The sequence below is a fragment of the Methylobacterium sp. 1A genome, assembly GCF_058072805.1.
The window spans coordinates 2,224,949-2,236,713 of record NZ_JBYQVE010000001.1; the positions used below are offsets into that span (position 1 = coordinate 2,224,949).

General features: G+C 70.9%; 10 protein-coding genes. 5 read left to right on the plus strand and 5 right to left on the minus strand.

The features are described from left to right. Positions 1 to 24: 24 nt before the first annotated feature. From ACX9MN_RS10845 to ACX9MN_RS10855, 3 genes are read left to right on the plus strand one after another with little or no spacing between them, the layout of a single operon-like run. Positions 25 to 774: an SDR family oxidoreductase gene (locus tag ACX9MN_RS10845; protein ID WP_489724395.1), complete on the plus strand. Its 750-nt coding sequence runs from the start codon at positions 25 to 27 to the stop codon at positions 772 to 774. Positions 775 to 784: 10 nt separating this feature from the next. After that, the gene (locus ACX9MN_RS10850) at positions 785 to 1,933 is read left to right on the plus strand and encodes an acyl-CoA dehydrogenase family protein (RefSeq protein ID WP_489724396.1); all 1,149 of its coding nucleotides are present in this window, start codon (positions 785 to 787) and stop codon (positions 1,931 to 1,933) included. 1 nt (position 1,934) lies between these two features. Beyond that, a complete protein-coding gene (locus ACX9MN_RS10855) occupies positions 1,935 to 2,768 on the plus strand; it encodes an HTD2 family dehydratase (RefSeq protein ID WP_489724397.1) in 834 nt (277 codons plus the stop codon). Between the two features lie 114 nt (positions 2,769 to 2,882). Here the strand turns inward: ACX9MN_RS10855 and ACX9MN_RS10860 are convergent, their stop codons facing one another. Continuing rightward, positions 2,883 to 3,308 (minus strand): organic hydroperoxide resistance protein, encoded by a 426-nt coding sequence (locus ACX9MN_RS10860; RefSeq protein WP_489724398.1) that lies wholly within the window; start codon positions 3,306 to 3,308, stop codon positions 2,883 to 2,885. Positions 3,309 to 3,393: 85 nt separating this feature from the next. Next, positions 3,394 to 5,115, minus strand: coding sequence for an adenine deaminase (gene ade / locus ACX9MN_RS10865; protein WP_489724399.1), 1,722 nt, complete (start codon positions 5,113 to 5,115; stop codon positions 3,394 to 3,396). Between the two features lie 127 nt (positions 5,116 to 5,242). On the opposite strand from ade, the gene ilvD reads away from it, so the two are divergent. Beyond that, a complete protein-coding gene (gene ilvD, locus ACX9MN_RS10870) occupies positions 5,243 to 7,072 on the plus strand; it encodes a dihydroxy-acid dehydratase (protein ID WP_489724400.1) in 1,830 nt (609 codons plus the stop codon). Here the strand turns inward: ilvD and ACX9MN_RS10875 are convergent, their stop codons facing one another. The 3 genes from ACX9MN_RS10875 to fcl all read right to left on the minus strand — a co-directional run bounded on the left by ACX9MN_RS10875 (position 7,073) and on the right by fcl (position 9,846). Continuing rightward, positions 7,073 to 7,771, minus strand: coding sequence for a GDSL-type esterase/lipase family protein (locus ACX9MN_RS10875; protein ID WP_489724401.1), 699 nt, complete (start codon positions 7,769 to 7,771; stop codon positions 7,073 to 7,075). Between the two features lie 3 nt (positions 7,772 to 7,774). Then, entirely contained in the window at positions 7,775 to 8,797 is a 1,023-nt protein-coding gene (locus tag ACX9MN_RS10880; protein ID WP_489724402.1) for an SGNH/GDSL hydrolase family protein, read from the minus strand. A 77-nt stretch (positions 8,798 to 8,874) separates the two neighbouring features. After that, complete coding sequence (gene fcl / locus ACX9MN_RS10885) at positions 8,875 to 9,846, minus strand: GDP-L-fucose synthase (protein ID WP_489724403.1); 972 nt, start codon at positions 9,844 to 9,846, stop codon at positions 8,875 to 8,877. Positions 9,847 to 10,167: 321 nt separating this feature from the next. On the opposite strand from fcl, the gene ACX9MN_RS10890 reads away from it, so the two are divergent. Next, positions 10,168 to 11,724 (plus strand): hypothetical protein, encoded by a 1,557-nt coding sequence (locus ACX9MN_RS10890; RefSeq protein WP_489724404.1) that lies wholly within the window; start codon positions 10,168 to 10,170, stop codon positions 11,722 to 11,724. Positions 11,725 to 11,765 lie beyond the last annotated feature (41 nt).

An 11,765-nucleotide genomic window follows, 5' to 3' on the forward strand; every position in this document is an offset into this window, starting at 1 on the left:
CATCGGAATGGGCGGGAGGAGACGATGAGACTGAACGGCAAGATCGCGCTCGTGACGGGGGCGGGCAGCGGCTTCGGGGCCGGGATCGCCCAGCGCTTCGCCGCGGAGGGCGCAAAAGTGGCCTGCGTCGACATCGACGGCGCGGCGGCCGGGCGCGTCGCGGCGGCGCTCGGCGAGAACGCCATCGCGATCGCCGCCGATGTCGGTCTGGCCGCCGACGTTGCCGCCAGCGTCGCCGAGACGCGGCAGCGCTTCGGCGTGCCGAGCATTCTCGTCAACAACGCCGGCACCACCCACCGCAACAAGCCGCTGATGGACGTCACGGAGGAGGATTTCGACCGGGTCTTCCGGGTCAACGTGAAGTCGATCTTCCACTACGTCCGGGAAGTCGCCCCGCTGATGCGCGACGCGGGCGGCGGCGCGATCCTCAACGTCAGCTCGACGGCGGCGCTGCGGCCGCGCCCGGGTCTGACGTGGTACAACGCCTCCAAGGGTGCGGCGAGCCTCGCCTCGAAGTCGCTGGCCCTGGAGCTGGCGCCCTGGAAGATCCGGGTGAATGCCCTCTGCCCGGTCATGGGCGCCACGGGGCTCCTCGAGCATTTCATGGGCGTCCTCGACACGCCCGAGAACCGCGACCGCTTCATCGCCACGATCCCGCTCGGGCGCCTGTCGGAGGCGAGCGACATCGCCGCCGCCGCCCTGTTCCTCGCCTCCGACGAGGCGGCGTTCATCACCGGCGTCGATCTCCCCGTCGACGGCGGCCGCACGGCCTGAGGAGCCCCCGATGGAAGCCTATACCGAGATCCGCGAGGCGGTCGCCAAGCTCTGCGCCGGCTTCCCGGGACCGTACTGGCGGGCCCTCGACCGGGAGATGGCCTACCCGACCGAATTCGTGAACGCGCTGACCGAGAGCGGCTACCTGTCGGTGCTGATTCCCGAGGCGTACGGCGGCTCCGGCCTGCCGCTCTCGGCGGCCGCCGCGATCCTCGAGGAGGTGCAGCGGGCGGGCTGCAACGGCGGCGCCTGCCACGCGCAGATGTACACGATGGGCACGCTGCTGCGGCACGGCTCGGAGGCGCAGAAGGCCGAGTACCTGCCGGGCATCGCGGAGGGTCGCCTGCGGCTCCAGGCCTTCGGCGTGACCGAGCCCACCTCCGGCACCGACACGGGCAGCCTGAAGACGACGGCCCGCCTGGAGGGCGACCACTACGTCGTCAACGGCCAGAAGATCTGGACCAGCCGCGCCGAGCACTCGGACCTGATGCTGCTCCTCGCCCGCACCACGCCGAGGGCCGAGGGCATGAAGCGCACGGACGGGCTGTCGGTGCTGCTCGTCGACATGCGCGCGGCCAAGGGCAACGGCCTGACGATCCGGCCGATCCGCACGATGATGAACCACGCCACCACGGAGGTGTTCTTCGACAATCTCCGCGTTCCGGCGCAGAACCTCATCGGCGAGGAGGGCAGGGGCTTCCGCTACATCCTGTCCGGCATGAACGCGGAGCGGATCCTGATCGCCGCCGAGTGCGTCGGCGACGCCAAGTGGTTCATCGACAGGGCCCGGGCCTATGCCGGCGAGCGCTCCGTCTTCGGGCGGCCGATCGGTGCCAACCAGGGCGTGCAGTTCCCCATCGCGAAGGCCTACGCCAACATGCGCGCGGCCGAGCTGATGGTCCGCGAGGCGCTGACCCTCTACGAGGGCGGGGCCAATCCCGGGGCCGAGGCCAACATGGCCAAGATGCTCGCCGCCGACGCCTCCTTCGAGGCCGCCAACGCCTGCATCCAGACCCATGGCGGCTTCGGATTCGCCGAGGAGTACGACGTGGAGCGCAAGTTCCGCGAGACGCGCCTCTATCAGGTCGCGCCGATCTCCACGAACCTGATCCTCGCCTACCTGTCCGAGCACGTCCTCGGCCTGCCGCGCTCGTACTGACATGACCGATCTCAGCGCCTGGATCGGCCGGACGCGGGCGGCGTCCGACCTCGTCACGCCGCGCCTCCTCGCCGAGTTCCGCGCGACCTTCGCGCCGCACCTGGCGCCGGTCGCCGACGGGATCGCGCCGCCGGCCCTGCACTGGTGCCTCGCGCCCGAGACGCCGCCGGCCGATTCCCTCGGGCCCGACGGCCACGCCGCCAAGGGCGGCTTCCTGCCCCCGGTGCCGCTGCCCCGGCGGATGTGGGCGGGGGGCGAGATCGAGACGCTCTCGGACCTGCGCGCGGGGGACACGGTCACGCGCACCGAGACCGTGCGGGACGTCGCCTTCAAGAGCGGGCGGAGCGGGAGCCTGTGCTTCGTCACCGTCGACCACACGGTCTCGACAGAACGGGGCGTCGCGATCCGCGAGCGGCAGGATATCGTCTACCGCGAGGCGGCGGGCGCACAGACGGGAACCGGCGCCGCGCCCGAGCGCGACGGTTCCGAATCCTACGCGGTGATCTGGGAGGTGCCGGCGACCCCGACGCTGCTGTTCCGCTACTCGGCGATGACCTTCAACGGCCACCGCTTCCACTACGACCAGCCCTACGCGACGCGGGTGGAAGGCTACGCCGACCTCGTCGTGCACGGCCCGATGCAGGCGACGCTGCTGATGAACCTCGCCGAGACGCTCCTCGGACGCGTGCCGCGGACGTTCACCTATCGCGGGATCGCGCCGATGACGGCGAACCAGGTGTTTCGGGTCTGCGGGCGGGTCGCCGGGACGGCGTTCGAGGGCGTGACCCTCGACGCGGGGGGGCATGTCTGCATGCGGGCCCGGGCCGACGGGTGAGCGGCCGCGGACGCTCGGTCCGCATCCGAGATTGGGCCGGGATCGGCACCGCCGTCGCGCCGCGCGCGAAAAAAGCGGCCCGCGGACGCGTCCGCGGGCCGGCCCCGGGCGGGATCAGGCCAGCTTCAGGCCGACGTTGACGTTGCCGCGGGTCGCGTTGGAGTACGGGCAGACCTGATGGGCGGCGTCGACGAGCTTCTGCGCGTCGGCGCGGTCCAGGCCCGGGAGGCTGATGGTCAGGTCGGCGGTGATGCCGAAGCCGCCCTCGGAACGCGGGCCGATGCCGACATCGGCGGTCACGGTGGCCTCCGCCGGGACCTTCAGCTGCAGCGACGGCGCGACGGCCTTCATGGCGCCGAGGAAGCAGGCCGAGTAGCCGGACGCGAAGAGCTGCTCCGGGTTCGCGCCCGGACCGCCCGCGCCGCCGAGCTCCTTCGGGGTCGAGAGCTTGACCTCGAAGCTGCCGTCGGCAGTCCGGGCGGCGCCGTCGCGGCCGCCGGTGGCCGTGGCGGTGGTACGGTACTTCACGTCTACGGGCATGGGACTCTCCGGTTTGGGGATGCCGCCGGCATGTAGGCGCCGACTCGCCTCCGCACAGCCCATTTAGATTGCGCGCAATCTAATTTCAAGGATCGATCAGCGCGAAGCGGTCTACATCGACGAGCCCACGATCGGTGATCTTCAGGTGGGGGATCACCGGCAGGGGCAGGAAGGCCACCTGCAGGAAGGGTTCGGGAAGGACGACCTCCAGGCTTCGCGCCGCTTCGCGCAGGGTTACGAGCGACCGGCGGATGGCGTCGAACGGCATGAGACTCATGAGCCCGGCGACCGGCAGCGCGATCTCGGCCACCACGAAGCCGCCCTCGACCACCACGAAGCCGCCCTCGATCGCGCCGAGCCGGTTCACCGCCACGGCCATGTCGGCGTCGTCCACCCCGACCACCGTGATGTTGTGGCTGTCGTGCCCGACCGACGAGGCGATGGCGCCGCGCTTGAGGCCGAACCCCTTCACGAACGCGACCCCGACGCCGCGCGCGCCCGGCTGTGTCCGGCCGTGGCGCTCGACCACCGCGACCTTGATGACGTCCTGGTCGAGGTCGATCCGTCGCTCGCCGCCGGAATAGGGCAGGGTCAGGTCGTGCCGCAGGGTGATGATCTTGCCGGGCACGACGCCGATCACCGGCGTCGACGGCCCGGAGCCCGGAGCGGCGAAGTCGGCGGCCGTCACGTGCCGCGCCCGCACGCTCCGGCGGCCGATCGGCTCGATCGACGCGCGCGCGTCGAAGAGCGCGGCGTCCACCGGCCGGCCCGCGCTGAGGACTTGCGACACGGCACAGGCGGCGAGATCGTCGAGCACCACGAGGTCGGCGCGCTGGCCGGGCGCGACGAGGCCCCGGTCGTGCAGCCCGAAGGCCCGGGCCGCCGACCAGGAGGCCGCCCGGTAGGCGGCCAGCGGCGGCACGCCGAGGGCGATGGCCGTGCGGATGACGAAGTCGAGGTGCCCCTCCTCGGCGATGTCGAGGGGATTCCGGTCGTCGGTGCAGAAGGCCAGGAACGGCGCCGTCCGCTCGGTCAGGATCGGCGCCAGGGCGTGCAGGTCCTTGCACACCGAGCCCTCGCGGATCAGCACGGTCATGCCCTTCGACAGCTTCTCGCGGGCCTCCTCGGGCGATGTCGCCTCGTGCTCGGTGCGGATGCCCGCCGCGATGTAGCCGTTGAGCGCGAGGCCGCGCAGGAGCGGCGCGTGCCCGTCGATGTGCCGACCCTGGAAGGCCGCGAGCTTGTCCAGCACGCCCGGATCGCCCGCCAGCACGCCCGGGAAGTTCATGAACTCGGCGAGGCCGATCACCTTCGGGTGCGTCGCGAAGGGCAGGAGATCCTGCGCCTCGATCCGGGCGCCCGAGGTCTCCAGGTGGTCGGTGGCCGGCACGCAGGACGAGAGCTGCACCCGCAGGTCCATCGCCAGCGTCTCGGAGGATCTGAGGAACCACGTGAAGGCGTCGGTGCCGAGCACGTTGGCCATCTCGTGCGGGTCGCAGATCCCGGTGGTGACGCCGTGCGGCAGGACGCACCGCTCGTATTCCTGCGGCGGCATCAGCGACGACTCGACGTGGAAATGCGTGTCGATGAAACCCGGCACCACGATCTTCCCGGACGCGTCGATCTCCCGGGCGCCGCGATACTGCCCGAAGGTCCCGACGATCCGGTCGCCGCAGATCGCGATGTCGGAGGCCACCAGATCGCCGGTGACGAGGTCGAGGAAGCGGCCGCCCTTCAGGACCAGATCGGCCTCGGCCCGGCCCTGACCCTGCGCGATCGCGCGCCGGAGGAAATCCACCTGTGTCATCGCGATCCGCCCCTCCCGCCTGCCATCCGCCAGAAGCATGCCACGGGTGCCGGTCTCCCGGCGACGCTTGCGGATGCGCGGGCGCGGGCGCAGAAGCCCTTCACCTTTGAACCAGTCGAAGCTCTCGATGCCTGCCTATCGCTCACGCACCACCACCCACGGCCGCAATATGGCCGGTGCCCGCGGCCTCTGGCGCGCCACCGGCATGAAGGATTCGGATTTCGGCAAGCCGATCATCGCGGTGGTGAACTCCTTCACGCAGTTCGTGCCGGGCCACGTTCACCTCAAGGACCTCGGCCAGCTCGTCGCCCGGGAGATCGAGACGGCCGGCGGCGTCGCCAAGGAGTTCAACACCATCGCGGTCGATGACGGAATCGCGATGGGCCACGATGGGATGCTGTACTCGCTTCCGTCTCGCGAGCTGATCGCCGATTCCGTCGAGTACATGGTCAACGCGCACTGCGCCGATGCGATGGTGTGCATCTCGAACTGCGACAAGATCACCCCCGGCATGCTGATGGCGACCCTGCGCCTCAACATCCCGACCGTGTTCGTCTCGGGCGGCCCGATGGAGGCCGGTAAGGTCCAGCTCCCGGGCATCGCCAAGAAGGTCGACCTAGTCGACGCGATGATCGCGGCCGCCGACGACCGGATCTCCGACGAGGACGTCGCCGTCATCGAGCGCTCGGCCTGCCCGACCTGCGGCTCCTGCTCGGGCATGTTCACCGCGAATTCGATGAACTGCCTCACCGAGGCCCTCGGCCTCGCTCTGCCGGGCAACGGCTCGGTGCTCGCCACCCACGCCGACCGCAGGCGCCTGTTCGTCGAGGCCGGCCACCTGATCGTCGATCTGGCCCGCCGCCACTACGAGCAGGACGACGCCAGCGTGCTGCCGCGCGCGGTCGCGAGCTTCCAGGCGTTCGAGAATGCCATGACCCTCGATATCGCCATGGGCGGCTCGACGAACACGGTGCTGCACCTGCTGGCCGCCGCCCACGAGGGCGAGGTTCCGTTCACCATGGCCGATATCGACCGGCTGTCCCGACGGGTGCCGGTGTTGTGCAAGGTCGCTCCGGCGGTGGCCAACGTCCACATGGAGGACGTCCACCGGGCCGGCGGCATCATGGGCATCCTGGGCGAGCTCGACCGGGCCGGCCTGCTCGACACCGGCGTCGGCAACGTCTCGGCCGGAACGCTCGGCGGGGCGCTCGCCCGCTGGGACGTGCGCGGCGAACCGGCCGCCTCGGTCCAGGACTTCTATCGCGCCGCCCCCGGCGGGGTGCCGACCCAGGTGGCATTCAGCCAGGAATCGCGCTTCGACGAGCTCGACCTGGACCGGGAGGGCGGCGTCATCCGCGACGCGACGCACGCCTACTCGCAGGATGGTGGCCTCGCCGTGCTCTACGGCAATCTCGCCGAGCAGGGCTGCATCGTGAAGACCGCGGGAGTCGACGCCTCGATCCTGACCTTCACGGGCACCGCCCGCGTGTTCGAGAGCCAGGACGCGGCCGTCGACGGCATCCTCAACGGCAAGGTCACGGCCGGCGAGGTGGCGCTGATCCGCTACGAGGGCCCCCGCGGCGGCCCCGGCATGCAGGAGATGCTCTACCCGACGAGCTACCTGAAATCGAAGGGTCTGGGTAAGGCCTGCGCTCTCGTCACCGACGGACGATTCTCCGGCGGGTCGTCGGGCCTGTCCATCGGGCACGTCTCGCCCGAGGCGGCCGAGGGCGGCCTCATCGGCCTCGTGCGCGACGGCGACCGGATCGCCATCGACATCCCGAACCGGCGCATCCACCTCGATGTCGAGACGGCGGAGCTCGACCAGCGGCGGGCAGCCCAGGAGGCGGCGGGCTGGCAGCCGGCGAAGCCGCGCAAGCGGAAGGTGAGCGCGGCCCTGCGCGCCTACGCCATGCTCACGACGAGCGCGGCGCACGGCGCGGTGCGCCGGGTCTGATCAGCGGAGTTCGAGGACCAGGGCGGCGATGGCGGCCAACAGGGCCGCCGCCGCCACCGCGGCGCCGATGAGGCGCGCGCGGACGGACCGGGCCGTGTTCGCGGGCGCACCGTTCACCGACAGGGCAGGGGCGGATGGGGCATCCGGGATGCGCCCCAGCGCCCGGAGCATCAACGGCTCGATCGCCGCGTATCCGGCCGGGCTCAGGTGGAGCCCGTCCGTCCCGTAATCCGGCCGGAGCCCGCCGGACTCGGACACCAGCACGGCGTGGTAATCGATGAACGTCGCGCCGTGCTCGTGGGCGTGGTCCCGGAGCCACGCGTTGACCGCCGCGATCATGGCGGGGGCGTCCCGCACCTCCGGGTTCCACGGGATGCCGTCCACTGGCGTGAGCGAGCCGATCCAGGCCTTCACGCCCAGGGCGCGGGCCTCGTTGAGCATGCCGGCGAGCGTGCGGCAGATCTCCTCGACCGGGACGAAGACACCCTCGTTGCGGCCGATATCGTTGACGCCGCACAGGAGATGCACGCCCCGGGCGCCGGTCTCCGCGAGGTCGCGGGCGAACCGCATGGTGATCCAGCGCGCCGTCTGCCCGGAGCCGCCACGGGGGATGAGGCCGTAGGCCTCGAAAGTGCCGGCCCGGTGGAAGCCCCAGAGCTCCGTGATCGAGTCGCCCACGAAGACGATCGGTTCGGCCATGGCTCAGGCGGCCGTCGCCGCCCCGACCGTCTCGACCACCTCCGCCTGGAGACGGTCGGCCATCACTTGGCGCCCCTCCGAAGTCACGTGGACGATGTCGGTGAACAGGGCGCGGGTGTCGGCCTCGAACAGCCGGCTCAGGTTCCGCGCCGCGAAGGCCCGGTCGGCCGTGTCCAGCCGCCCGAGGACACTCTCGAAGCGCTCGTACTGGCGGTCGAGATAGGCGAGGAACGCGCCGGACGCGGCGCCGGCCTCCGCGCCCGCGAGCGTCCCCTTGCGGACGACCGTCGGCTGCAGGAGGAACCGGACCGGCGCGCCGATCCCGGGCGCGAGCCGCGCGAGGCGCCTGAGCGCCAGCTCGAACTGCCGCACCCCCTCCCATTCCCAGATGTCGGACTGCCAGTTCGTCAGCGCGCGCAGGTTCTCGAGGCGATTGAAGATCATCGCCTGCAGGCCGTCATACGACAGGTCCTCCGCGTCCTCGGCGGATTTCCTCGGGTCGAAGAAGTAGTCGTAGAGGCTCTCGTTCGCGAAGTGATTGTAGGGAACGCCGGCCCGCGGATCGAAGCTCCACGGCTGGAAGATGTCGGTCGCGCCGCCGACGACTAGGATGACGTCGGGCTGCAGGTCCATCAGCCGCGTCGTGATCAGGGCGATCATCTGGTTGAGACAGGCCGAGACCGCGCCGAAATTGTAGACCCGCGCGCCGCGCCCGTGCGCCTGCTTCAGCCCGGTCTCCAGGCGTCCGGGCACGGTGTCGGCGAAGACCTGGCCGTCGATCAGCGTGCTGTCGCCGACGACGAAGACCCGCAGCGTTTCGGAGGGCGGCCGCGCGTCCGCGTGCGCGTCGTTGCGATACCCGAGGGCGTCGTAGCGCCAGCCCTGACCGGACGCCTCGGTCAGCGGCTTCCCGGCGAACTGCGCGTAGGGCGCGGGAAACCGGCTGTTCGCGTCGAAATTCTGGAAGCTCTGCAGGAACTTCCGCCGTCGCGCGTCCGCGCTGTCGTCGGGCGGCCGGTGGGCCATGGTCCGTCTCCTCGCCGAGCGGATGCCCGGTGGCTGTGCGATGGTCGGTGAGCCGGGCGGCGCGACGGCGGGCCCGGTCAGCTCCGCAGCGTCGCGTGGTTCTCCAGGAACCAGCCGTAGGTCTGGCGCAGGCCGTCCTCGAGGGCGATCTCCGGCCGCCAGCCCATCGCCCGCAGCCGCGACACGTCCATCAGCTTGCGCGGCGTCCCGTCGGGCTTGGTCGCGTCGAACGCGAGTTCGCCCGCGTAGCCGATCACCCGCGCGAGCGCCTCGGCGAGCTGACGGATGGTGCAGTCCTCACCCGTCCCGACGTTGATGTGCGACAGGTCGGGGCGCGTGTTCGCGGCGTAGACCGCGTCGTCCATCTCCATCACGTAGACGCTGGCCCGCGCCATGTCGTCCACGTGCAGGAACTCGCGCATCGCCCGGCCGGTGCCCCAGACCGTGACCTTCGCCACACCCTCCCGCTTCGCCTCGTGGAAGCGGCGCATCAGCGCCGGCAGCACGTGGGCGTTCTCGGGATGGAAGTTGTCGTTCGGGCCGTAGAGGTTGGTCGGCATCACGCTGCGATAGCGGCGCCCGTACTGCCGGTTGTAGCTCTCGCACATCTTGATCCCCGCGATCTTGGCGATCGCGTAGGGCTCGTTGGTCGGCTCGAGCAGCCCGGTCAGCAGGGCGTCCTCGCGCATCGGCTGGGGCGCGAGCTTCGGGTAGATGCAGGACGAGCCCAGGAACAGCAGCCGGTCGACGCCGTGCGTGTGCGCGGCGTCGATCAGGTTCGACTGGATCAGCAGGTTCTCGTGGATGAACTCGGCCGGGTAGGTGTTGTTGGCGTGGATGCCGCCGACGCGCGCGGCGGCGAGGTAGACCTGGTCGATGCGGTTCTCGGCGAAGAAGCGCCGGACCGCGGCCTGATCGAGGAGGTCGAGGGTCCGGCGGTCGGCCGTGAGAATCCGCTCGTGACCGAGCTCACGCAGGCGACGCACGATCGCCGAGCCTACCATGCCGCGATGGCCCGCCACGAAAATGGTCTGACCTCGACCGTCCATCACGCGTCCGTTCCCTGCCGAAAGCTCGGATTTCCAAGCCCCTATAGCCCCTTTGCGGCGCGATATCGCCGCGCAAACACGCGTTTTCTGAGGCGGGCCACGGGGCGCGCGCCAACCTCCGCGAACCGCGTCATTGTACGGGAAACGACGAAACCAAATACAACTGAAAGTTAGCGTTAATCATTCTACCAGAAGCTGCACCTCGTTCCTGCTTGCCGACCAACGGGTTGCAGGGCCGGATCAGAATCGCTCCCCGGCCGCGCAGCAATGGAGTTCCAGATGCGTCCCTTGACCGTCGTCCCGGTTACGCCGCGGACTGCGATGATCGCTGTCATCCGTCCGGGCGCCGCCCGCGCGATCCCGATCGCGGCCGGGCTCCTGCTCTGCACGGCCCTGGCGACGCCCGCCCAGGCGCAGCTCCTGCGCGGCGCGCTGGATACAACCACGAATGGCATCCTCGGCACCGGGCTCACGATCGGCACGAGCAGCCCCGGCAGCGGCGTGCTCGGAACCGGCCTCAATGTCGGGACGACCAATGGCGGGCTTCTCGGCACGGGCGTAACGGTCGGCACCACCAATCCCGGGACCGGCGTCCTCGGGACCGGCGTCAATGTCGGGACCACGACCGGCGGCAGCGTGCTCGGCACCGGCGTGACGGTCGAAACCACCGCTCCCGGGACCGGCGTCCTCGGAACGGGGCTCAACGTCGGGACCACCGGCGGGGGTGTGCTCGGGACCGGCGTGCTCGTCGGCACGACCGGTCCGGGAGACGGGCTGCTCGGCACCGGTCTCACCCTGGGAACCGCGGGAGGGACCGGAACGGGCGGCTGCGGCACCTGCGGCGGCACCGGCGGGGGTGGGACCGGCGGAGGCGGAACCGGTGGTGGTACCGGTGGCGGGTCCAATCAGGGCATCTACATCATCACCGGCAACGTGACGCAGTCCCAGGGGCAGACCGTCATCAACGAGCTGAGGCTCTCTCAGCTCACGAGCGTCACGGGCGTCGCCGCCAACAACACCAGCAACCAGGCCGCGCCGATCGCCGTCGGCAGCGACGCGCTGGCGGTGGGCTACGGTTCGAGCGCGGCCGGGACGGCCTCGACAGCCGTCGGCACGGGCGCCAGCGCGGCCAACACCGGCAGCGTCGCCCTCGGCTACGCGGCGAGTGCACAGGGACTCGGCGGAACGGCCATCGGCACGGCCTCCGCGGCGTCCGGAGCCGGCAGCACCGCTCTGGGCTTCGTCGCCGGCGCGACCGGAACCGGCTCGACCGCCGTCGGTGCGGCCGCCTCGGCGGCCGGCAACAACAGCGTCGCGCTCGGCAACGGGGCGGCCGCCAATCAGGCCAACACGATCGCGATCGGCGCGAACGTGAAGACGACCCAGGCCAACCAGGTGGCGATCGGCAATTCCGCGAACACCTACACGCTGGCCGGCATCGCCTCGCAGGCGAGCGCCGCCGCCCAGAGCGGAGCGACGGCCTTCGTGACCACGGACGCGAACGGTAACCTCGCGGCCTCGGCCTACGGACCGTCGACGATCGCCGGCCTCGGCAACCGGATCGATTCGGTGCAGGCGCAGGTCAACAACCTGGAAGCCAAGACCGACTCGGTCCAGCGCTACGCGATCCAGACGCGGAAGGAGGCCCGGCAGGGCGTCGCCATGGCCATCGCGATGGCGACCGCGCCGATGCCGTCGGCGCCGGGCAAGACGACCTGGGCCACCAACGGGGCGACCTACCGGGGCGAGTGGGCCGGCGGTCTCGCTGTGGCGCACCGGTTGCCGACCTGCTGCGTCCCGATCGCGGTGACCGCCGGCGTGGCCTACGGCGGCGACAACGCTGTCGGTGTCCGCGCCGGCCTCGCGGGCGAGTTCTGACGCGACCATCGCCGCCAGGGACGCGCATGATTTCGTCCTTG

What these genes read in the sequence shown, in the direction of transcription:
- ACX9MN_RS10845 (WP_489724395.1), top strand. Translation starts at nt 25, where the DNA reads ATGAGACTGAACGGCAAGATCGCGCTCGTGACGGGGGCGGGCAGCGGC.
- ACX9MN_RS10850 (WP_489724396.1), top strand. Translation starts at nt 785, where the DNA reads ATGGAAGCCTATACCGAGATCCGCGAGGCGGTCGCCAAGCTCTGCGCC.
- ACX9MN_RS10855 (WP_489724397.1), top strand. Translation starts at nt 1,935, where the DNA reads ATGACCGATCTCAGCGCCTGGATCGGCCGGACGCGGGCGGCGTCCGAC.
- ACX9MN_RS10860 (WP_489724398.1), bottom strand. Translation starts at nt 3,308, where the DNA reads ATGCCCGTAGACGTGAAGTACCGTACCACCGCCACGGCCACCGGCGGC.
- ade (WP_489724399.1), bottom strand. Translation starts at nt 5,115, where the DNA reads ATGACACAGGTGGATTTCCTCCGGCGCGCGATCGCGCAGGGTCAGGGC.
- ilvD (WP_489724400.1), top strand. Translation starts at nt 5,243, where the DNA reads ATGCCTGCCTATCGCTCACGCACCACCACCCACGGCCGCAATATGGCC.
- ACX9MN_RS10875 (WP_489724401.1), bottom strand. Translation starts at nt 7,771, where the DNA reads ATGGCCGAACCGATCGTCTTCGTGGGCGACTCGATCACGGAGCTCTGG.
- ACX9MN_RS10880 (WP_489724402.1), bottom strand. Translation starts at nt 8,797, where the DNA reads ATGGCCCACCGGCCGCCCGACGACAGCGCGGACGCGCGACGGCGGAAG.
- fcl (WP_489724403.1), bottom strand. Translation starts at nt 9,846, where the DNA reads ATGGACGGTCGAGGTCAGACCATTTTCGTGGCGGGCCATCGCGGCATG.
- ACX9MN_RS10890 (WP_489724404.1), top strand. Translation starts at nt 10,168, where the DNA reads ATGATCGCTGTCATCCGTCCGGGCGCCGCCCGCGCGATCCCGATCGCG.